At 46.0% G+C, this 23,331-nt stretch carries 18 protein-coding genes and 1 other RNA gene; 12 read left to right on the forward strand and 7 right to left on the reverse strand.

The features are described 5' to 3' along the window. Positions 1-24: 24 nt before the first annotated feature. From tkt to EIZ39_RS21820, 6 genes are all read right to left on the reverse strand, one after another. Entirely contained in the window at positions 25-2,022 is a 1,998-nt protein-coding gene (gene tkt, locus EIZ39_RS21795; protein WP_129202860.1) for a transketolase, read from the reverse strand. 112 nt (positions 2,023-2,134) lie between these two features. Continuing rightward, a complete protein-coding gene (locus EIZ39_RS21800) occupies positions 2,135-3,208 on the reverse strand; it encodes a GerAB/ArcD/ProY family transporter (RefSeq protein ID WP_129202862.1) in 1,074 nt (357 codons plus the stop codon). Positions 3,209-3,220: 12 nt separating this feature from the next. Beyond that, positions 3,221-3,439: a hypothetical protein gene (locus EIZ39_RS21805; RefSeq protein ID WP_129202864.1), complete on the reverse strand. Its 219-nt coding sequence runs from the start codon at positions 3,437-3,439 to the stop codon at positions 3,221-3,223. Further along, positions 3,436-4,620, reverse strand: a complete 1,185-nt coding sequence (locus tag EIZ39_RS21810; RefSeq protein WP_129202866.1) for a Ger(x)C family spore germination protein — start codon at positions 4,618-4,620, stop codon at positions 3,436-3,438. The genes EIZ39_RS21805 and EIZ39_RS21810 overlap by 4 nt, the downstream gene beginning before the upstream one ends. Next, the gene (locus EIZ39_RS21815; protein ID WP_129202868.1) at positions 4,617-6,200 is read right to left on the reverse strand and encodes a spore germination protein; all 1,584 of its coding nucleotides are present in this window, start codon (positions 6,198-6,200) and stop codon (positions 4,617-4,619) included. Before EIZ39_RS21815 ends, EIZ39_RS21810 begins: the two co-directional genes overlap by 4 nt. Before the next feature lie 102 nt (positions 6,201-6,302). After that, a complete protein-coding gene (locus EIZ39_RS21820; RefSeq protein WP_129202870.1) occupies positions 6,303-6,668 on the reverse strand; it encodes a cytochrome-c oxidase in 366 nt (121 codons plus the stop codon). Between the two features lie 246 nt (positions 6,669-6,914). On the opposite strand from EIZ39_RS21820, the gene argC reads away from it, so the two are divergent. From argC to rnpB, 9 genes are all read left to right on the forward strand, one after another. Continuing rightward, entirely contained in the window at positions 6,915-7,925 is a 1,011-nt protein-coding gene (gene argC / locus EIZ39_RS21825; RefSeq protein WP_129202872.1) for an N-acetyl-gamma-glutamyl-phosphate reductase, read from the forward strand. Between the two features lie 219 nt (positions 7,926-8,144). Beyond that, complete coding sequence (argB, locus tag EIZ39_RS21830) at positions 8,145-8,891, forward strand: acetylglutamate kinase (RefSeq protein ID WP_129202874.1); 747 nt, start codon at positions 8,145-8,147, stop codon at positions 8,889-8,891. 2 nt (positions 8,892-8,893) lie between these two features. Beyond that, entirely contained in the window at positions 8,894-10,030 is a 1,137-nt protein-coding gene (locus tag EIZ39_RS21835) for an acetylornithine transaminase (protein ID WP_129202876.1), read from the forward strand. Beyond that, complete coding sequence (locus tag EIZ39_RS21840) at positions 10,024-11,088, forward strand: carbamoyl phosphate synthase small subunit (protein ID WP_129202878.1); 1,065 nt, start codon at positions 10,024-10,026, stop codon at positions 11,086-11,088. The genes EIZ39_RS21835 and EIZ39_RS21840 overlap by 7 nt, the downstream gene beginning before the upstream one ends. After that, positions 11,081-14,275 carry a carbamoyl-phosphate synthase (glutamine-hydrolyzing) large subunit gene (gene carB, locus EIZ39_RS21845; RefSeq protein WP_129202880.1) on the forward strand — a complete coding sequence of 1,065 codons (3,195 nt, stop codon included), beginning with the start codon at positions 11,081-11,083 and terminating at the stop codon, positions 14,273-14,275. Before EIZ39_RS21840 ends, carB begins: the two co-directional genes overlap by 8 nt. Beyond that, the gene (gene argF / locus EIZ39_RS21850; RefSeq protein WP_129202882.1) at positions 14,272-15,240 is read left to right on the forward strand and encodes an ornithine carbamoyltransferase; all 969 of its coding nucleotides are present in this window, start codon (positions 14,272-14,274) and stop codon (positions 15,238-15,240) included. The genes carB and argF overlap by 4 nt, the downstream gene beginning before the upstream one ends. Positions 15,241-15,345: 105 nt before the next feature. Beyond that, complete coding sequence (locus EIZ39_RS21855; protein WP_164985247.1) at positions 15,346-16,035, forward strand: flagellar hook capping FlgD N-terminal domain-containing protein; 690 nt, start codon at positions 15,346-15,348, stop codon at positions 16,033-16,035. 70 nt (positions 16,036-16,105) lie between these two features. After that, a complete protein-coding gene (locus EIZ39_RS21860) occupies positions 16,106-18,484 on the forward strand; it encodes an ATP-binding protein (protein WP_164985248.1) in 2,379 nt (792 codons plus the stop codon). A gap of 202 nt (positions 18,485-18,686) precedes the next feature. After that, positions 18,687-19,077, forward strand: an RNA gene (gene rnpB / locus EIZ39_RS21865) — RNase P RNA component class B. A 503-nt stretch (positions 19,078-19,580) separates the two neighbouring features. Here the strand turns inward: rnpB and EIZ39_RS21870 are convergent. Then, positions 19,581-19,760, reverse strand: coding sequence for a hypothetical protein (locus EIZ39_RS21870; RefSeq protein WP_129202888.1), 180 nt, complete (start codon positions 19,758-19,760; stop codon positions 19,581-19,583). A gap of 172 nt (positions 19,761-19,932) precedes the next feature. Here EIZ39_RS21870 and EIZ39_RS21875 point away from each other — a divergent pair, with 172 nt between their 5' ends. The 3 genes from EIZ39_RS21875 (at position 19,933) to argH (ending at position 23,108) form a co-directional block, all read left to right on the forward strand. Then, entirely contained in the window at positions 19,933-20,262 is a 330-nt protein-coding gene (locus EIZ39_RS21875) for a cyclic-di-AMP receptor (RefSeq protein WP_129202890.1), read from the forward strand. A gap of 171 nt (positions 20,263-20,433) precedes the next feature. Continuing rightward, positions 20,434-21,690 carry an argininosuccinate synthase gene (locus tag EIZ39_RS21880; RefSeq protein WP_129202892.1) on the forward strand — a complete coding sequence of 419 codons (1,257 nt, stop codon included), beginning with the start codon at positions 20,434-20,436 and terminating at the stop codon, positions 21,688-21,690. Then, positions 21,687-23,108 carry an argininosuccinate lyase gene (argH, locus tag EIZ39_RS21885; RefSeq protein ID WP_129202894.1) on the forward strand — a complete coding sequence of 474 codons (1,422 nt, stop codon included), beginning with the start codon at positions 21,687-21,689 and terminating at the stop codon, positions 23,106-23,108. The genes EIZ39_RS21880 and argH overlap by 4 nt, the downstream gene beginning before the upstream one ends. The last annotated feature ends 223 nt before the right edge of the window (positions 23,109-23,331 follow it).

A 23,331-nucleotide genomic window follows, 5' to 3' on the forward strand; every position in this document is an offset into this window, starting at 1 on the left:
GTCCTTGGGTCAGCCCTTTTTAAATTATCCCAAAACCTTCTCTACCTGAGCTACCACATTCTCCACCGTGAATCCATATTCCTTCAGGATACGGTCTCCAGGAGCGGAAGCACCAAATTCCTTGATGCCGATGATCGTTCCGTGGTCACCCACATACTTCTCCCAGCCCAGTGGGTAAGCCATCTCGATGCCGACGCGAGCCTTGACGTCAGGAAGGATAACGGAGTCTTTGTATTCCTGAGATTGCTTTTCGAAAAGCTCCCAGCTTGGCATGCTCACGACGCGAGCGGCGATGCCTTTGGCTGCGAGGGCCACCTGTGCTTCAACTGCTAAGCTGACTTCGGAACCCGTTGCCAGCAATTGAACTTGTGGCTTCGCTCCATCAGCTGGATCTGCCACCACGTAGGCTCCTTTTGCGACGCCTTCACGGGCTTTTTCTGCACTTCCTTCAAGAACCGGAAGCTTCTGACGAGTCAGCACCATCGCGACAGGGTTTTCCTTTTGCTCGATCGCATAGCGGTAAGCTTGGATGGTTTCGTTGGCATCCGCTGGACGCATAACCAGTAGGTTTGGCATGACGCGAAGGGAAGGCAGGTGCTCCACAGGTTCGTGAGTCGGACCATCTTCTCCTACGGCGATGCTGTCGTGAGTCAGAACGTAAATCACGGGTTGCTTCATTAAAGCAGATAAACGGACAGCTGGACGCAGGTAGTCAGAGAAGACGAAGAACGTTCCGCCATACGGACGAACCCCTCCATGTAAAGACAATCCGTTCAACGCAGCCGCCATCGCAAATTCACGAACACCAAACCATACGTTACGGCCCGCATAATTATGACGATCGAAGACGTCTAGGCCTTTCAATGTCGTATTGTTGGAAGAAGCTAGATCGGCAGATCCTCCGAATAGAGTCGGCAGGTTTTTCGCAATGGCATTCAGCGCAGCGCCAGAAGATTCGCGCGTAGCCATCTTCGGTGCATCGGTTCCGAAGACAGGAAGGTCTGCATCCCAGCCTTCAGGAAGCTCGCCCTTCATGGCTTGCTCAAATTGCTGAGCCAATTCAGGGTGGGCTTGCTTATAACCGGCGAAGAGCTCATTCCATTGATCTTCTTTTTTCTGCAATTCTCCTTTGATTTGGGCAAAATGGTTGCGCGCATCCTCTGGTACGTCAAAAGGTTCATGCTCCCAGCCATACGTTTGCTTAGTTAAAGTGACCTCGTCTTTCCCTAGTGGGGAGCCGTGAGCAGCGGATTTTCCTGCTTTATTCGGGCTGCCGTAGCCAATCACGGTACGGACTTCGATCATCGCAGGTCGAACAAGGTCTTGCTTTGCTTCTTGTATAGCTCGTCCTATCGCCTCGATGTCGTTTCCGTCTTCTACGCGAAGGTATTGCCAGCCGTAAGATTCATAGCGCTTCGCTACACTTTCGGTGAAGGCAAAGCTAAGTTCACCATCAAGGGAAATATCATTGGAATCATAGAGGACAATCAGCTTACCAAGTCCCATATGTCCGGCCATCGAAGCGGCCTCAGCGGATACGCCTTCCATTAAGTCCCCGTCTCCGCAGATGGTGTATGTATAATGATCGACGACTTTAAATCCTTCTTTATTATAAGTCGCAGCTAAATGGGCTTCGGCCATAGCCATCCCCACGGCCATAGCAACTCCTTGTCCAAGTGGTCCGGTTGTGGCTTCTACGCCTGGAGTGTGGCCAAACTCAGGGTGTCCAGGTGTTTTACTGCCCCATTGACGGAAGTTCTTCAACTCTTCGATGGGAAGATCGTAACCGGTAAGGTGAAGCAAGCTGTAAAGTAAGGCAGAACCATGTCCAGCGGAAAGGACAAAACGGTCGCGGTTGACCCACTCGGGATTCGCTGGATTGTGGTTCATCTGCTTTGCCCACAGCTCGTAAGCCATGGGAGCAGCCCCCATGGGCATGCCTGGATGTCCGGAATTTGCTTGCTCTACCATATCAATGGAGAGGGCGCGTATGGCATTAATGGCCAATTGATCGATTGACATTTGAAATTTCCTCCTTATTGTACAAGCACGATATTCCTATATTACCATAATCAACTTGGATTTATCAGCGATTTGCGAGGGGAAGTTCGAAATTTGCCAAAATCGCAAGTCCTTATTTATTCACACTTCTCCCGTTCTTTGGTTTGAGGATCCAAAACAGAAGGACAGGAATCAGCCATTCAAATAGAAGGGCGATGGCTGGCCAAGTCCTGTTAAAGTTCAGAGTCTGAATGGCGTCACTAAAAAACCAGAAGGAACACACCAGAGAAAAAAGTCCGAGAGGTCCCATGATGGACTTGGGGGAGATTTTGGGTGCTAATTGCTTAATGGCGTGACAAACCAAGAAAAGTCCTACTCCGATCTTGACAATCATGGCGGGCATCCAGATTCCGATAATAGGAAGATCCAAACGATCGAGAAAGTCGGTTATCCGGATCGCGCGAATCATCTCCTGATTCGGGTACATGAATCGGGGAGCCAGTTCCGGACCGAGAACGGTAACATTGAACGTGATGAGAATTTCTAACAGAAAGATCGCTATAAAAAATCCCCATAGACCATGTCGGAAAGAAATTTGTTTTCCCGGTACCATGAAAGCCAAGGCAATCATCTCGCCAAGATAGGCGACAGCATACCAGCTGCCATTGAGCAGATCTCCAACGCTTGCTTCAAAGATCGGTAGAAAATCTCGACCATCAAATTCACGTAATAGGAAGATCGGGAGGGATAAAACAATCAGGATCAAAGCGCTCTGATAAATCTCAGCCGTTCTTCCGACGAGTTCAATCCCCCCACGGGTCATAAAGATCGCCGTTATTACCGCAAGAGAAGTTATGACCACGATTGGTGTATTCTGTAGGATGATAATATTAATGAAATCACTGATTAACCGAATATCTCGAGCTAGGATAATCAAAAAAAAGAGAAGATAGGAAAAACCGAACACCCTACCCAAGTATGGATATCGCTCAATCATAATGGTTAGTAGATCATGGTCTGGGAAACGGGCTAGAATCCTGGAGATGAGCCACCAAGCGGAAAGAGGGATGACCATCGCGATTAGATAGCAGATCCAGGCGTCTTGTTTAGCCATTCCAATCACTTGGGCCGGCACGCTGATCAGAGTCGAATTGAGCGTTAAGGCACAGATAATCAGCATTCCTTGGTGAGCAGAGATCCTTTCCAATGGTTCACTTCCTTACGGTACAAGAATAAGGGGTTCTAGCAAGCTTTCTAGCCAAACCATAGGCCTGTGAACGTCGATTGCACTAGAACAGTAGATCCACAGAAGCCAGCTGGTACCTAAGATCCCATAGACAAACCATCGCGTGTGCCGGTTCTCCTTTTTTAGAGTCTTCCATTCCAGGGCTAGAAGGAGCCCGATAGCAATGAATCCTTGGATGAGTGGTGAATTCACGGCGCGATTTCTCCTTCCTTAAAACCAAACGGTTTGGTGATGGAACCGGTATGTTCAATATGGACATTAGCTACGACTTCTACATCTACTCGAGGGTAATATTCCTTCTTCCATTGCTCGCGCATATCCGCCCACTTTTTAGGATATCTTTGGTGGAAGGCTTCGCCAATCCCAATAGGATCGGAATGAAACTCATGCTGCAGCTTATGGATAACATCTTCCATTGTGGTCTCTATGGTTTTGCGCAATAGTCCTTCTAAATCACGTAGATTGCCATTTTTCGTAATATCATATTGGGAGGCATTCTCGACCAAGGATCCCCTTGTATCCACTTCCACTTTTATGTGGAGTTTGTCACCCTTGATGGTAGGCTTCAAGCGAGATTGCACGTCTTCGAATCTGACCTCGAGTCGTCCCTCGCCATGTGGAGGGACGACCCGAATCGTGGGAAGAGGGGACTGATCCATAGCGACCAAGAGAATCGAGGCTTCCTCATTTTCAAGGACTCCCGCCAGCTTATCTTGGTCAAAGACCGCCATTCCTTTAAACTGAATATTCGTCTTGGCTTGTCCCTTAGGTCCGGGATGGGTCTTAGTTTGAGCAAGGTAAGGGAGAATGGGGTCGATCCCTTCTTTTAATAATTTCTCTGTTAGAACTCTTAGGGTTGGATTTTCCGTCATCACGGATTGAGCCATTTCTCGAATCATCTCCGCTGGAAAGTTCTCAATCGGTGCATCCGAGTTTAATACATCCCGTGCCTGACCTTCTACGACAACGCCAAGAGTACTCAACCGATTCTGAGGGACGCGTACTAAGATGTCTAAGGATTGAGACACTCCTTCTTTAGCTAGATCCTCCCCGAAAACAATCACGCGGCGGTGAGAAAAATTGAGCTGTCTTGAGAGCATAGATTGTTGAACCTCGTTGGCTTCTCTCAGTGTGCTCCCTTCGGCGGATTCCACATACCAGGGACCTGTCCCACTGGTTCCTCCACCTCCGCCGCTCGACCCTTTCCCTCCCATCTGACCAGGCAGCGTAACCTGAATAGAAACGAGATAGTTGTCCTCAACCTTATCCACTCCCGTACCTGCTACGAAAGCCACATCATTTATTTCTATACGATCCCAACAACCTGTGCTCAGGATCATGGAGGGTATGAGGAAAAGCAGCATTTTTTTCATATCCGTTTTTTCCCCTGAGTTGGTGGTTCAGGCTTCATATCTGTGGCCATCCTTTGCCTATTCTCCTGATCGGTGTAGGTAGAGGGACGTTCATTCATTTTCCACCATGGCACACGCAGGAAGGTATCTTTGAGCTCGTTTAAGTTCAGTGGGGCAAAGCCTGACATATAAGGAACGCCGAAGGATCGCAGGCTGCACATGTGCATGATAATCCACATCATGGCGATGATAATCCCATAAAGCCCGAAAACTCCAGCCAAAATCATTATAGGAAAGCGCAGCATTCGAACTGTGATCGCAAAGTTAAAACGAGGGATGGTAAAGGAAGCGATCCCTGTAATGGAAACAATAATGACCATGGGAGCTGATACAATTCCGGCTTCTACTGCAGCTTGACCAATCACGAGAGCGCCTAGAATACTTACGGCTTGTCCCACTGTTTTTGGCAAACGTATTCCGGCTTCTCGTAAGGCTTCGAAGGCGACTTCCATAATTAAAGCTTCTATAAGAGCCGGGAATGGAATCGCTTCTCTCGTTGCCGCAATCGTATAGATCAGGTTGGTTGGCAACATATCATGGTGATACGTGATCACGGCGACATAGATAGCAGGAAATAGCAAGGAGATAAAAAGGAAAATATAACGAAGCCATCGAATCAGATTGACGATCATATACCGCTCGTAATAATCCTCTGAAGCTTGTAGGAACTGAACCGCCGTTACAGGTCCGCTCAAGGCAAAAGGGGTACCATCTACTAAAATGACAAATCTCCCTTCCAACAGTTGCCCGGCAATCGTGTCGGGTCTCTCTGAGTATTGAACTTGTGGAAAAGGAGAATAGGGATCATCTTCAATTAATTCTTCGAGATAGCCCGTTTCTAGAACCCCATCGATTTTAATATCTTTAATCCGGGCCGTGACTTCCTTAATGACATCCGGATCGGCTAAACCCTCCATATAGGCGAGCGCGATATTGGTTTGGGTATGCTCTCCTAGAACGAAGGGTACCATCTTCAATTGAGGAGATTTCAACCGAAAACGGATGAGAGCGGAATTGGTGCGTAAATTTTCCGAGAAGCCCTCTCTTGGTCCTCGAATAACAGACTCGGTATTGGGTTCCTGCACCCCACGTCTCGTTCCTCCACGAACACTGAGAATGGTCGCACGATCAAACCTTTGCACGAGGAGAACGGCATTCCCCGTTAGAATCGCGTTCACAGCTTCAGAAACCGTCTTGGCCTCAGAAACTTGGGATACAGATTGACCGTTTTCCAACAAATTCGGGATGCGTGTATCGGGCTCTACGGCTTGTTGGCCAAAACGGAACAGCAAGGGAGTAAGAGCATGATCGCTGATCATGTCTGAATCAACCATCCCATCTATATAGATGAGAACTCCTTGAACATGGGGCTGTAATGTCAACTCACGGTAGACGACATCGGAGCAATCATGAAACAACTGCTTGATCATCTCAAGGTTGTCTTCTAGCCGATGCAATAACAAGACGTCTGATGAGATACCGATATGGGTGTAGGTTTTGCTTTTGCTTTTTTTCTGCCGCCTAAACACATTTCTTCTCATCGAGATACTCCCTAATGTTAAAGTCTCTTTCTATAAAGTGGCATGAATGGAAGGGATTTATTCGCAAAAAAATCAAGAGGCTGATGGCAGCCTCTTGATTCCTTACGCTTTTATATTTCTCCACAAATTGACGGCAAATACAATGACTCCAATAATGACGGCTGTTGCTCCGACAGGAATAAAAGGGAGAGCGGCATTGACTCCAGTAAGTACTAGATATAGAGCAACCATCATAATGGGGAGTCCGATGTTGTAGAGCCAGAAGTGCCATCGAAATAACGTTGATTCGGCTGTTGCTGGATATAAGTGATAAATAATACCAAATAAAGCCATCGACATCCATCCCAATAAATTGATATGAGCATGCAAGCTGACTAAGCCAAATTGATGCGTCATCGACATTCCCATACCCACCAAGACTCCAATGACAAAATAGCCTGCCGCCAATTTAAGAAACCATGTATGCATTTTTTCACCTCCTTAATAGGGAATGAAGAGCTCCCGTTGACCTTTTTTGAGCCCATAAACCTGCCAATGGAATTCTTCATTGCCCTTTATCTCATTTCTATGTTCAAAAATTGTAGACATTCCTGGAATTATGTATGAATAAAAATAACAAGGGATTAATAAAAAAACATTTTTTCCTGTTGTATAAAAATTATAACCCTTGTATAATGATTCATAAATATTAACGGCTACAGGGAGAGAATCCATATGAATATATCGATTATTGGGGCTACGGGGTATAGCGGAGTCGAATTGATCCGTCTTTTACATCATCATCCGTATGCGAAGGTCACCTCATTATTTGCGAGTTCACAAGCAGGGAAGGAAATGACGGAAGTCTATCCTCATCTGATGAATATTGCTCAGTATCCTTTAGAAGAGATTGATATAAACGCCACAGCAGAGTGGGTGTTTATTGCCACTCCATCGGGCATTAGCAGTAAGTTAGTTCCTTCCTTACTTGAGGCAGGACGAAAAGTGATTGATCTATCTGGAGATTTTAGACTTCCAGCGGAAACGTATGAGACTTGGTATGGAAAAACAACGGCAGACAGCAGCTATCTTCAACAAGCGGTTTATGGTCTGCCGGAATGGTTCAAGGAGCAAATTCAGCAAGCACAGCTGATTGCTAATCCAGGGTGCTATCCAACAGCAGCGGCATTAGGGCTGGCACCAGCGATGCCTTATATCGATCCGAAATCAATTATTATTGATGCCAAATCAGGAGTGTCTGGAGCAGGTCGTGCGGCCTCTCTCGCCACTCACTATGGGGAAGTAAATGAAAATCTAGCAGCTTATAAAGTAGCAAAGCACCAGCACACGCCGGAGATCGAGCAGACATTGAATCGACTCTATCAACAAGATCCAATTATCTCGTTCACACCACACCTGGTTCCGATGACCCGCGGGATCTTATGTACGATGTATGCGACGATCACGGAAGACGTGAATTTCCAAGAACTCTATCAAAGTGCATACGAAGGAAAGCCGTTTGTTCGACTTCGCCCACAAGGAAGTCATCCGAAGACGAAGGAAGTTTACGGATCCAATTATTGCGACATCGCTTTACACGTGGATAAGCGCACGAATCGTTTGATCATCCTGTCCGTGATCGACAATGTGGTGAAAGGGGCCGCTGGTCAAGCGATCCAGAATATGAACATTATGGCGGGGCTAGAGGAAACGACGGGGTTAACGTTTAGTCCGGTGTATCCGTAAACGTAGAATTTTCCGCTATTTAGAAAACATAGCTAAAAACAGCGGGAATAAGAGAAAGTTCTTCCGTTATCTAGCGAAAAAGAGCTTCAAAAGGGGCTTTTCAAGCCAATAACGGAACTTTTTCCTCTTAAAACCCGACAATTCCTCAGGTTCATGAGAATAAGCGAAAAATCTTCCCTTATTCTCCTCATTTATATAAAGAAGCGGAGAGAGAGAAACATGTTCGTGTTAAAGTGTGGGGGAAGTACGCTAGATAATCTTCAAGCGTCTTTCTACGAAGAGTTGATCCAATTAAAAAGAGACGGTTTTGATCCTGTGATCGTCCACGGCGGCGGGCCGGCGATCTCCAATACCTTAAAGTCTTTTAATATAGAACCTCAATTTATCGATGGCCTTCGAGTCACAGATGAAGCGACGCTTCAAGTGGTCGAGATGGTGCTCATCGGTCAGACCAATAAGCAAATCGTGAAAAACCTGCAAGGCTATGGGTTCGGACTAAGCGGGATGGATGGACAGCTGATTCAGGCGAGTAAGATGCCGGGTCCACTCGGTTTTGTCGGGCAGATTGAACAGATTAAGCCAGAAATCTTAAAGCAAATCAGTGATATGGGATATATTCCAGTCGTTGCGCCACTCGGATTGGACTCGGAAGGGCAGTCTTATAACATCAACGCCGATACGGCAGCCGGAGCGGTTGCATCCGCGCTGGAAGTTTCTCAGTTAATCGTGGTGACGGATGTACCAGGAGTCATGGAGAACGGCGAAGTGATACCGGAGTTAACGGTAGAGGGTGTCAATGAGTTAATCGCAAGTGGGGTCATCACCGGAGGCATGATTCCAAAGGTGAAAGCAGCGATGGATGCCCTGAAGGCAGCTGATCAGGTTGTGATTATTGATCCGAGCAACTTAAGTCGTGCCGTACAAGGGGAGTCAGTGGGAACGAAAATTACAGGGAAGGTGGAGTAGAGGTGAGTCATTTATTTTCAAACTATGCGAGATGGCCCATTAACATTGTGAAGGGAGAAGGGAATTACCTTTTCGATGATCAAGGGAAGAAGTATTTAGATCTTGTTTCAGGGATTGCCGTGACTTCTCTTGGTAATATTCCACCACAGGTAAAAGCGAAAATTTCCGAGCAACTCGATACCCTATGGCACTGCTCGAACTTGTTTAACATTCCTCAGCAAGAAGAACTAGCAACGAAGCTCACTTCAATCAGCTGCGCGGATCGCGTATTCTTCTGCAACAGTGGCGCAGAAGCGAACGAAGCAGCGATCAAGCTGGCTCGTAAATACGGAAATGAAAAAGGCAAATACGAAATCATTACCTTTGAGCAATCCTTCCATGGACGGACCTTAGCGACACTCACGGCTACCGGACAAGAAAAAGTAAAGATCGGATTCAGTCCCCTGCCAGAAGGCTTTAAGACGATTCCTTACAACGATATCGAAGCCCTTAAGGAAGCGATTGGGGATAAAACCTGTGCCATTATGCTCGAGATGGTTCAAGGAGAAGGCGGCGTGCATCCAGCGGATCCAGCATGGGTAGAAGTGATTACGGAGCAATGCCAACAGCATGGACTTCTCTTAATCGTCGATGAAGTTCAAACCGGAATTGGTCGTACAGGAAAATGGTTTGCACACCAGCATTACGGCATTGAACCAGATATCATTACGATGGCGAAAGGGCTAGGAAGCGGTTTTCCAATTGGAGCCATGATGGCGAAGGAATTCTTGGCTGACACCTTTGGACCAGGAACCCATGGCACGACCTTTGGCGGGAATCCTTTGGCTATGGCGGCGGGTCTTGCCACACTAGAAGCGATTGAGGCCTACCTTCCTGAAGTCGAGGAAAAGGGAGCTTACTTCATGGAGAAGCTAGGCGGTCGCGGTAAAGGATTAATGATTGGCGTTGAGTTTGACTTTGAAGTAGGTCCGATTGTAACAAAGCTAAGAGAAGAAGAAGGTATCCTCGCCTTGGTTGCAGGACCGAAGGTACTTCGTATTCTACCACCGTTTACGATTACACAACAAGAAATGGAAATGGCTGTAGAAAAAATTCTGCAGGTCGTTCAGGCACATAAAGGAGCGGTTGAGTTATGTTAGGATACCTCGTATTAAGCACGGGGGACGTATTCGAAGGAACCTTGTTTGGAAACTTGGAAGCTTGCCAGGGAGAGCTAGTGTTTAACACTGGCATGAGCGGATATCAAGAAGTATTGACGGATCCTTCCTATTCCGGACAAATTGTTACCTTCACTTATCCGTTGATTGGAAACTATGGCGTGAACCAGATCGATCATGAAAGTGTTCGTCCGGCTTGTAAGGGTCTCGTCGTCGGCGAGTTGTGTCAACAACCGAGCCATTACCTTTCCCAACATGGGCTAGCGGAGATGGCGGCGAAATACGATTTAGGTGGCATTACGGGGATCGATACGCGCACCGTGACGCAGATCATTCGGGAGCAGGGTCTTGTGTTCGGGAAGATTACGACAGATCCAACCGATCAACCGGAGATCACACCGGTTACCGGTCAGGTAGAGCTTGTTTCCACGAAATCGAAGGTTCATTATCCAGGAAGCGGTTCGCATGTTGCTTTAATTGATTTTGGTTATAAGAAATCGATTTTGGACTCACTATTGGCCAGAGGCTGTGCGGTAACGGTCTTCCCTTACGATGTCACGTTAAAGGAAATTATGGAGATCCAACCTAACGGTATTCTTTTATCTAATGGACCGGGAGACCCGAAGGAAATGATTCCGCATCTTCCGGAGCTGAAGAAGATTATCGAAGCTTATCCTACGCTTGGCATTTGCCTTGGACATCAGGTGACGGCTTTGATTTACGGATGCGATACCGCTAGATTACCGTATGGACATCGCGGAGCGAACCATCCGGTGAAGAATACGCAAACGGGAAAAGTGTATATTACCTCTCAAAACCATGGCTACATGGTGAAAGAAGAGTCTGTAAATAAAAACGTGTTAAACATTTCATACATTAATGTCAACGACAAATCGGTAGAAGGCATAGCTCATCGCGAACTTCCTATTTCAACGGTGCAATTCCATCCGGAAGCCCACCCAGGACCGAGCGATTCGGACTTTATCTTTGATCAATTCATCGAGCAATGCCAATCCATAGGAGAAAAGACATATGCCTAAGTTTGAACACATCAAGAAAATCCTCGTGATCGGTTCAGGTCCGATCGTCATCGGCCAGGCGGCCGAGTTTGATTATGCAGGAGCTCAAGCTTGTCTTGCTTTAAGAGAAGAAGGCATTGAGGTCATCCTGGTCAATAATAATCCGGCTACGATTATGACGGATGAAGAAGTGGCTGACAAGATTTATATGGAACCACTAACGGTGGAGTCGTTAGAGAGAATTATTGCCAAGGAACAACCGGATGGGATTCTTCCTACCCTTGGAGGACAGACCGGGTTGAATCTAGCGGTAGAATTAGCGGATGCAGGCATTATCGAGAAGTATGACGTGGAGCTGTTGGGAACTCCTTTAGATACGATTAAAAAAGGGGAAGACCGTGAAGATTTCAAGCAATTGATGCTAGAAATCGGCGAACCTGTTCCGGAAAGTAAAACGGTAAATACCGTCGAAGAAGCGTTGAGTTTTGCTGAAGAAATTGGCTATCCAGTGATCGTGCGTCCCGCTTACACACTTGGCGGATTTGGTGGTGGGATTGCAGGAGAGATAGAAGAGCTTCGCAATGTGGCTAAGCGAGGTTTGGCTGCCAGTCCGATCCGTCAGATCCTCATCGAGCAGAGTGTGAAGGGATGGAAAGAGATTGAATACGAAGTGATGCGGGATAGTAATGATACCTGCATTATCGTATGTAATATGGAAAATATCGATCCGGTTGGTGTACATACGGGAGACAGCATCGTCGTAGCTCCATCCCAAACATTAACCGATCGTCAATATCAAATGCTTCGTTCGGTATCGACAAAAGTTATTCGCGCCCTCGGTGTTGTGGGGGGATGCAATATTCAGATGGCTATGGATCCTCATAGCGAACGTTATGTGTTAATCGAGGTCAATCCACGAGTCAGTCGTTCGAGTGCCCTTGCCTCGAAGGCAACAGGCTATCCCATTGCCCGGATCTCAGCGAAGCTGGCGATCGGATATCACTTGGATGAAGTCATCAATCCGATAACGGGTTATACGTATGCAAGCTTTGAACCAGCCATCGATTATATCGTGACGAAGGTACCTCGTTGGCCGTTTGATAAATTCCCGCATGCGGATCGCTTGCTTGGCACTCAGATGAAGGCGACGGGCGAAGTGATGTCCATCGACCGTAACCTAGAAGCTTCTCTCTTGAAGGGGATTCGTTCATTAGAAACTGGTGTTCATCATTTACAGCTGAATCTCGAGGGACTTTCAGACGAAGAGCTCAAGGTAGGCTTAGATCAAGCGACGGATTTGAGAATCTTCTTGGTCGCGGAGGCATTCCGACGCAGCATTACCTTACCTGAGATCCACGAGATTACGCAAATTGACCCGTTCTTTTTACAAGCCATTGAAAATATCGTACGCATAGAGAGAGAAATCGCTTCTTATTCTTGGGCAGAGGTTCCTGAAGCGTTGTTGAAGGAAGCGAAGCTGAAAGGTTTTGCAGATGAAACGATTGCTGAACTCGTTGGGGTTGAACTCACAGAGGTTCGCGAGCGCTGGAATCAGTGGAATTGGTCTCCAAGCTATAAGCTAGTGGATACCTGTGCAGCCGAGTTTGTGGCCGCCACGCCTTACTATTATTCCACTTGGCAAGGTAGAGACGAAGTAACCGTCACCGAGCCGAAGAAGAAGGTGCTGGTTCTGGGTTCTGGTCCGATTCGTATCGGTCAAGGGATTGAGTTTGATTACTGCTCGGTTCATGCTGCAAAATCGATCCGCAAGCTAGGAGCGGAAGCGGTCGTCATTAACAACAATCCAGAAACGGTAAGTACCGATTTTAATACAGCAGATCAACTTTACTTTGAGCCTTTAGCAATATCTGATGTACTTAACGTAATCGAAAAGGAAAAAGTCGACGGGGTGATGGTGCAGTTTGGTGGACAGACGGCTGTGAATCTAGCAGGTCCATTGGAGAAGATGGGAGTGACCATTTATGGAACATCCGTTGAATCGATTGACTTGGTAGAGGATCGCGATTTGTTCTATCAATTGCTTCAGAAGCTAAACATCCCGCACATTCCAGGCATTAGCGTTCAATCGCAAGAAGAAGCCTATGTCGCAGCTGAAAAATTAGGCTATCCCGTTCTCGTACGTCCCTCTTATGTGATTGGCGGACGCGGCATGGTCGTCTTGAACCAACCGGAGGAATTAGAATCCTACTTCACTGAGACTACGTTTAGTTTCCCGCTTCTAGTGGATAAGTATGTGTCGGGGATGGAAGTCGAAGTCGATGCGATCTGTGATGGGGAACAAGTGCTTATTCCTGGAATCTTTCAGCACGTGGAGCGTGCAGGGGTTCATTCCGGAGATAGTATGGCGATTTTCCCAGCTCCATCGGTTCGTACAGAGCAAAAAGAAATCATTACAGCCTATACACAGCAAATCGCAGCCGAGATGCAGGCGAAGGGCTTGATCAATATCCAGCTCGTCATCACAGACGAACAGATTTACGTCTTAGAAGTCAATCCAAGAGCCTCTCGTACGGTCCCGATTGTGAGCAAGGTGACAGGTGTACCGATGGTTGAGCTGGCGGTGAAGGCTCAGTTAGGAGAAAAGCTTCCACAAACGGGGCTTTTAGAAGACATTTCGTTTTACGCGGTAAAGGGACCTGTGTTCTCAACGATTAAACTTCGTGGCGTGGACCCTGCCTTAGGACCAGAAATGAAATCCACGGGCGAAGTCATCGGACTTTCTCGCAACTTGCAGGAAGCGATCGGAAAAGCCCTTCATTGGAAGGAAGGGATTTGCCCTCCATTAACTGAGGGTGACACGGTGATGCTTTCTTTATCCGATACGATGAAAGAAGAGTTTGTGCCTTTCCTATCCGAACTAAAAGAACTGAACTTGATTGCGACTCCAGGAACGGCTGCTTATCTTACGTCCCATGGACTGCCGGTAACAGAGGTAGTAGAAGATGCAAAACGAGTTCGTGATATTTGTACGAAACAAGAGGTGAAGGCCTTAGTCAACACCCCAACAGTCGGGAACAAGCAGGGCCGATTAGGCTTTGAATTGAGGCAATTGGCGGTTCAACTGAATATCCCTTGCTTCACTTCACTCGATACCTTTTCTTCTTATCTCAAAGTGAAAGCGGGGAATATCACCGAACCGCTGGATCTCGGACAATATTTAAGAGAGAAGGAGCGAGTCAACATATGAACGCAGAAACAAAAGTAGCGCAGTTAGCCAATCAGGTGAATTTAAAGGGGAGAGATTTCCTTTGTCTGGCGGATTTTACAGCAGAGGAGCTTACCTATTTACTAGACTTAGCGGCAGAGATTAAAGGGATGCAGAAAGAGGGCATTGCTTATCAGCCGCTAAAAGGCAAAACGTTAGGGATGATCTTTGAGAAGGCGTCTACGAGAACGCGCGTGTCCTTTGAAGTAGGGATCTACCAATTGGGCGGTCAAGGCATGTTCTTTAGCAGTCGCGATATGCAAATTGGAAGAGGGGAACCGATTGAGGATACGGCTCAAGTTCTGGCTCGCTACTTAGATGGGATTATGATTCGGACGTTCGAGCACGAAAAGGTAGAAAAACTAGCAAAGTATTCTTCCATCCCTGTCATTAACGGGTTAACGGATAAATTTCACCCTTGCCAAATTATGGCTGATTTCCAGACGATCATTGAGCAAAAAGGCCATTTAAAAGGCTTGAAGCTTGCTTATGTGGGAGACGGCAACAACATGGCGCACTCCTTGCTCAACGGATGCACGAAGCTAGGGATGAATGTCGCGATTGCTTCTCCAGAAGGTTATATGCCGGCAGAGGACGTGGTCGCTATGGCAAAAGGTTTCGCTGAAATCAGCGGAAGCAAAGTTACGATTACGGACAATCCGATTGAAGCTGTGGCAGACGCCGACATTATCTACACCGATGTATGGGCGAGCATGGGTCAAGAAGACGAACAAGAGGCACGGGTAAAAGTATTTGCACCGTACCAAGTGAATGAAGAGCTTGTGAAGTATGCAGACGATGAGTTTATCTTCATGCACTGCTTGCCTGCTCACCGTGGCGAAGAAGTTTCTGCTGGCGTGATTGACGGTAAGCACTCTGTGATCTTTGATGAAGCGGAAAACAGACTGCATGCCCAGAAGGCAATCATGGCTGCTATTATGGCTTAAAACAAGATTAACTATAAAAAACTTGGTGGCGTAAAAACATTGGCGTCATCAAGTTTTTTTGCTGTATAATGGTGCTAATATGTTATGGGAGAGCAGGTGGTTGAGATGTCTCGGGTCATTAGTGAAACAAACTTCCAAGATTACTTCAGCAAGGGACGCACATTAAAGAAGGAACTAGGGCAAGAGGATTTTTTCAAGCTGTTGATTGAGCAGCTGAAGAACCAAGACCCCACGCAGCCTTCCAATGATCTCAACCAAATTTTGAATACGGCTACCTTTGGGATTCTCGAAGGAGTAAACCAAATTAAGGAAGCTGTAGCCGATAAGAAGCTGAACGTCATGGAATATACGCATCTGGTTGGAAAAGAAATCACCTACGAGAAGGTAAAGGTCGATACATTAACCAACCAGCGATCCATTGTCGTGAAGCAGGCAACCGTGGAAGGGGTATCTCTTGAAGGGGATCGGATCATCTTGAAGGTCGACGATGGTGTTGTGTTCCCCAATGAAATTAAAGAGATGAACTTTCAAGGACATGACCAGAAGCACTTGTTACAAGATACCATGGCTTACTTCTCTCTTGTGGGGAAGAAGATTGACTATAATTTAGGGAAGCTCGATCAGAGCGGAATCGTACAATCGGTTACACTTAAGAATGGTCTCCTTGAAATTATGGTAGGAAACGATAAGTTTACACTTGATAAGGTAACAGGCGTCCATCAGAGCCTTCCACCTGTTGATTCTTCAACACCAACAGAAGGAGAGGCTCCGGAGGAAGACGAAGAACAGCGATAGAGTAGAGCCGATGGGGTACAAAGAAGTGCTTTTCTTTGTGCCCTTTCTTTTGAATAGGGGAGGGATAGAGATGAACGAACAAGGGAAAGTCCCCACCGAATTGTTAAGAGGGGCTTATAGGCCGGAAGATTTTCCGTTTGAGACAACAGAGGAAATTGAAGCGCTAACAGACGTCATCTTCGGTCAAGAGAGAGCGGCGCGGGCGATTGAATTTGGGCTGAAGGTCAAGCAGCCGGGCTACAATCTTTTTATTGTAGGACCTTCCGGTTCTGGAAAAAGCACTTACGCTGAGGCTAAGGTGAAGGAAGTCGCGATCCATGGAACGGTACCACTGGACTGGTGTTATGTTTATAACTTTGATCATCCGGACCATCCGATGGCCTTGTCTTTTTCCGCAGGTCAAGCCAATGTATTTAAACAAGAGATTGATCATTTGGTAAAAGAACTCGAGCGAACCATCCGTTCCGCTTTTGCGAGTGAAGATTTCGAGAAGAAACGCAAAGAAGTACATAAGGCTTTTAACGATCAAGTCGAGAAGATCTGGAAGCAGCTTGAACAATATGTGAAAGACCACAATTTTGGAATCGAAAAGACAGCGCAAGGGATGGCCACTGTGCCTCTACGCTTTGGTCGTCCTTTAAGTCCTGAAGAATTTAAGGCTATGCCGGACTCCATGAGAGATGAGCTCAACCAGAAAAGCAAGGAGATCGAAGCCGAGGTCACCGAAGCCGCGCGTCGAGTTCAGCTGATTGAACGCCAAATGGAAGAGGATTACAGTGAACTGAAAAAGGAAACCGCTCGAACGGCTACAGCGGAGCTATTCGAACAACTGCGAGACACTTATGCCGAGCATGCGAAGGTCTTAACCTACCTAGAAGGAATGCAGAAGGATGTGGTGGAGAATTACCGATTGTTCCAAGGGAGCGAGAAGTCAGAGAAAGCGAGCTTGCTGCCGTTCCTTGAAGGCGATAGTAAAGAGAAGCTGGTACGCTACAAAGTGAATGTTTTGGTCGATCAAACAAAAGCCGAAGGAAGCCCCGTGGTGTTTGAGACGAATCCAAGCTACTACAATCTGTTCGGGAAAGTGGAGTATAAGAGTGCTTTCGGATCGATGGCCACCGACTTCACCATGATTAAGCCAGGGGCCCTTCATTTAAGCAACGGTGGATACCTTCTCGTGCAGGCAGCTGAGTTATTGTCGAATCCCATGTCCTGGCTGATGCTGAAGCGTGCGTTGAAAACAAGGGAACTCCGCATGGAAAACATCTTAGAGGAGAGAGCCTTGATTTCCACTGCGGGCATTAAGCCGGAATCGATTCCTTTAGATGTGAAGGTGATCCTGATTGGCAACCCTTATCTCTATCACTTGTTAGCGCAATGGGATGAGGACTTTCATAAAATTTTTAAAGTTAAAGTAGAGTTCGATCATGATATGGATCGCTCACCAGAGCATATTCGGGAATTTGCTGGTTTTGTCAAAAGATATACGGAAAAAGCATCTCTATTGCCATTCCATAGGGAGGCTTTAGCGAACATTATTAATCATAGCTCCCGTATTGCCGGAGACCAACGGAAGCTGTCCACAAAGTTTCATACCTTGGCTAAGGTGCTTGTTGAAGCCAGCTTCTGGGCGGAGCAAGAAGGGCAAACGGTTGTGGGCGCATCCCATGTTCGCCAAGCTCTAGAGGAACAAGAATACCGTACCAATCGTATTGCGGAGAAAATTCGTGAAATGATCGCGGATGGAACCTTGATGGTGGATACGGAAGGAGTAGAAGTGGGTCAGATCAATGGATTGGCAGTCCTGCAAATGGGGGATTACGCGTTCGGCCAGCCGCACCGCATTACCGTCCAGACTTATTTGGGCCGGAAAGGGATCTTGAATATTGAACGAGAAGCTTCCTTAAGTGGGAACTTTCATGATAAAGGATTAATGATCCTAAGCGGCTATCTCAACGGCAAGTTTGCCCAAACTCGTCCGCTTCCGGTATCGGCGAGTATTACCTTTGAGCAGACGTACAGTATCATTGATGGAGACAGTGCTTCAAGTACGGAGTTATACGCCTTATTGTCATCTCTTTCTGGCGTGGGAATTCGTCAAGGCATAGCGGTGACAGGTTCGGTGAATCAGAAGGGTCAGATTCAACCCATCGGCGGAGTAAACGAAAAAATTGAGGGCTTCTTCTACGTCTGTGCAGAAAAAGGTTTGACGGGACAGCAAGGCGTGATGATTCCTCACCAGAATGTCAAGAACCTCGGATTAAAGGAGGATGTGGTGCAAGCCGTTCAAGAAGGAAGGTTTCATATCTGGTCGGTGAAAACGGTTGAAGAAGGCATTGAAATTCTAACTGGAGAATCAGCTGATACGATCTTCAAGCGAGTCGAAGAGCGTCTGGATCGCATGTACGATAGCATGAAGAAACTGGACTCCTCGAAAGAAGAGAAGTAAGTAGGTTTTATCTACCATTGATATCGAGGGTTCACCTGAGGTATATTAGGAACACGAAACAGCCGATAAGGCACAAGCAAAAACAGTCTCATCCGGAACTTACCATTGCTTATGAGGTGGTATCCGTGATAAATTACATCATGTAAACGAGTTGAGCTTGAAGTTGCTTTCGTTTAAGCGTAAAATATAGATATCCTGTAAGAGATGCGGATAGTCGCTGCCTGACATATGAGCAGGTAGAGGAAAGTCCAGGCTCGCCCGGAGCTGAGATGCCCGGAGTGTTCGTGCCTATCGCAAGGTAGGGCAGTCGGTTACGGCCGGCTGACGGCGGGGAAAGTATCCTAAGGCATTTATGTGCTATGGTGCGAATACCCTGAAAGTGCCACAGTGACGGAGTTCTTCCGGAAACGGAAGAAGTGGAACGAGGTAAACCCCACGAGTGAGCAACCCAAATTATGGTAGGGGCACCGCCCAGCGGGAAATGAACCAAAAGGGCGGATCGGTCGCACAGACCGATAGTTAAATGACTATGACTTCAGGTACCAGGCTGGCTGCCGATATGAGTACAGAAGTACAGAACCTGGCTTATAGCATTTCTTACGTGCCGGTATTATTTATATGGCGGATGTTTTCCGCCAGCTATACATAGTAAAGGGAAAAAGCATGAACCTGTCGGTTCGTGCTTTTTTCGTTTAGTGATGGTTTTGGGGTGCATTTTTATAATTTAATTCAAAAATGGGGCCATAAGAGTCAGATACGTCATCCTATTTATCGATAATCGCTTGTTTTTTAAGGTTTCTCTAAAATTAATAGATGTAAAAACAATTCAAGAGGTCAAGGTCAGCCTGTTCTTACCGGATACTCACGATTTTAGTAATATACTCACGTATTTCTTCATTTTTGTCACGATCTTAGACCTCAATCTCACATAGCAGGAACGATCCCAAATAAACGGCCTGTTTTCTCCCGAAATAGCGAATCATACTCCCGCCACTAGAATGATTACAAATAACATCGGACCCAACCGCCTAATATCACATCTTCTAGGTGGGAAACTCATGAAAAAAATCAACAACTCTATGGTCACGAACTATCGTCATTTCTCCTCTTCTCGGTCCTGAACCACACTCATCCAGATGAGCCCCGCTAATCCGAACAAGAAATAGCCTAACATACCAAGGAGAGGGGTCCATTCTTCTATATGATAAAAGACTGCCCAAATAGGGATGACAAGCAAGATCCAGCCTAATCGCCCCCGAAGTTTCTGATACTGCATGGGTATGTCCCCACTTTCCGGTTCGTTTGATCCTATCATTTTATGGGCTATGTTCAAAAATTATACAAACAAATTTGTACAAATGTACATATAATAATTTAAAAATTCAGTTTAGAGTAGTATAATGGACAAAAGGAATTCTGCGATAGGTAGAAGAAGGAGGTGGGATAGGATGAAGATGATTCTAGCTGTGATCCAAGATCGGGATTGGGTGAATCTATCTAAGGAACTGACCAAGAATGGATTTGGTGTCACGAAGCTTTCAAGTACAGGAGGGTTCCTGCGTCAAGGGAATACGACGGTGATGATCGGTGTGGATGAGGGGAATGTGGAAACTGTATTTGGAATCATTAAGAGGCAATGCAAGAAGCGGGATATCCCTATGACTCTTTACCCACCAAGTATTACGGGACTGAATATGACGTCCCCACCCGTGAATGTTACGGTAGGTGGAGCTACAGTGTTTGTAATGAATGTAGAGCGCTTTGAACACTTAGAATAAGGATAAATGGAGGAATTCAGATCATACTGGATTCCTTTTGTTTTTTCAAAAAAACTATTGAATTTTTATTACACATGATGCATAATGTTACACAGAGAGAACGTTATGCATTTTTATTAACTAAGACGAATATTCATTCATATAACATAGAAGATAAAAGGAGATAGAGTTATGAGTAAAGAAAAAATTGTATTAGCATATTCTGGTGGTTTAGATACTTCTGTTGCCATTAAGTGGCTTCAAGACACTTACAATTATGATGTGATTGCTGTTGGCTTGGATGTTGGAGAAGGAAAAGATCTTGAGTTTGTTCGTGATAAAGCCCTCCAAGTTGGCGCGATTAAGTCCTACGTTGTAGATGCGAAGGAATTGTTTGCTGAAGAGTTCGTGCTTCCTGCACTAAAGGCGAATGCCATGTATGAAGGAAAGTATCCAGTGGTTTCCGCTCTTTCTCGTCCATTGATTGCTAAGGTATTAGTGGATATCGCGAAAGAAGAAGGCGCTGTAGCTGTTGCTCATGGTTGTACAGGAAAAGGAAACGACCAAGTACGATTTGACGTAACCTTTACCGCTCTTGATCCGAACTTGAAGATTGTAGCTCCTGTTCGTGAATGGGGAATGACTCGTGATGAAGAGATTGCTTATGCGGAAAAGAACGGGATTCCGATTCCGATTAACCTAGATAACCCTTATAGCATCGACCAGAATCTTTGGGGACGTGCTTGCGAGTGCGGCGTATTGGAAGATCCTTGGGCAGAGCCGCCAGCAGGTGCTTATGATCTAACCGTTGGGATAGAGGATGCTCCTGATACTCCAGAAGAAATTGAAATTGATTTTGTTAAAGGTAAGCCTGTTTCTATCAATGGAAAAGAAATGCTTTTAAGCGAATTGATTCTAGAATTGAACGCCATCGCTGGAAAGCACGGAGTTGGACGTATTGACCATGTAGAAAACCGTTTGGTTGGTATCAAGTCCCGTGAAGTTTATGAAGCTCCAGGAGCGATGACGCTGATCTTGGCTCACCGTGAATTAGAATTCTTGACTCAACCTCGCGAAGTGGCTCAATTCAAGCCAATTATCGAACATAAGATTTCTCAAATGATTTACGAAGGACTTTGGTTCTCCCCGATTATGGACGCTTTGCATGCTTTCGTGGAAGAAACTCAGAAGTTCGTAACAGGAACCATCCGTGTGAAATTGTTTAAAGGGCATGCGATTGTAGTAGGCCGTAAATCCGTTCATTCTCTATATGATATGGAACTTGCTACTTATGGAGAAGAGGATACGTTCGATCATAAGGCAGCTCTTGGATTTATCCAGCTTTATGGAATGCCAACGAAGGTATATTCTCAAGTGAATCGCGAACACTTAAACAGTAACACGCCGAAGGCGGTCATCATAGATAAGAAGGAAGCGGTCAAGCAATGAAGCTTTGGGGTGGAAGATTTACAAAAGCAACAGATAAATTAGTTGAAGAATATACAGCCTCGATTCAATTCGATCAACAGCTTTGGAAAGAAGATATCGCAGGAAGCCTAGCGCATGTTACCATGCTTGGCAAGTGCGGCATCCTTCCTCTAGAAGATGTGGAGACGATTAAGACTGGTTTGAAGAAGGTTGCATCCAAGATCGAAAATGGAGAATTGGAATTTACGATCGAGAACGAAGACATTCATATGAATGTGGAGAAGTTCTTGATAGAGGAAGTGGGTCCGGTAGGCGGCAAGCTGCATACCGGGCGCAGCCGCAATGACCAAGTAGCCACAGATATGCACTTATATCTTCGTGAACAAGTGATTGAACTGGTCGAATTGATTTCTAAGCTTCAAGATTCTTTAATCGGACAAGCGAAGGAGAATCTTGATACGATTCTTCCTGGTTATACGCATTTACAACGCGCTCAGCCGATCCTATTTGCTCATCATTTGATGGCTTATGTGGCTATGCTTCAGCGTGATGCTGAGCGTTTAATGGACAGCTGGAAGCGAATCAATATGCTTCCGCTAGGAGCTGGTGCCTTAGCAGGAACAACGTTTCCTATTGACCGCGAATATACAGCGGAGTTGTTAAAGTTTGATACGATTTATATGAACTCTCTTGACGCAGTAAGTGATCGTGATTTCATCGTCGAGTTTCTTGGCAATGCCTCTTTGATCATGACACATCTTTCTCGTCTATGTGAGGAATTGGTTCTTTGGTCAAGCAATGAATTCGCTTTTGTGGAGTTGGATGATGCGTTCTGTACGGGAAGCAGCATTATGCCGCAGAAGAAAAATCCAGATGTAGCTGAGCTTGTACGTGGGAAAACCGGACGAGTTTACGGCAATCTGGTAGGAATGCTTACAGTACTTAAGTCCTTACCTCTGGCATACAACAAGGACATGCAAGAGGACAAGGAAGGAATGTTCGATACGGTGAAGACGTTGCATGGCGCTCTGTCTTTATTTATCCCCATGATCGCAACCATGAAGGTTCGCAAGGAGAATATGCGTAAGGCCGTTACGCAAGATTTCTCCAATGCGACAGACTTGGCTGATTACCTTGTGAATAAAGGTTTACCATTCCGTCAAGCTCATGAAGTAGTTGGAAAGACCGTTCTTTACTGCATCCAGGAGAACAAATACTTGCTAGACCTAAGCCTAGAAGAGTATCACCAATTCTCTTCTTTATTCGAAGAAGATATCTATAAGGCTATCGACGTGGTCCAAGTTGTCAATGCCCGTGATGTGCAGGGTGGAACAGCGAAGAATCAGGTTGAGAAACAAATCGCCTACATGGAAGAGATCAAGCTTCCAACAGAGCAATGGGTTGTACAACACAAAGAGAAAATTGAGATTGATCTTTAATATGAGGTGTCTGGGCGTAGCTTTTGGGTCCAGGCACTTTTTGTGTGTATTTTTTATTTTCCTAGTTCAATAAATCATGGATCTTGAATATGATATGTAAGACAAACGAATAACCAAATAGAGTCTCGCGTTTTATTGTTTATACCGAAGGGTAATAGGGCATAATGAAGTTTGCAGGTAAATATTGTAAAACCAACTTTTTTGAGGGTTTGGGCAGGAATTA

It is taken from the genome of Ammoniphilus sp. CFH 90114, assembly GCF_004123195.1.
GTDB lineage: Bacteria > Bacillota > Bacilli > Aneurinibacillales > RAOX-1 > YIM-78166.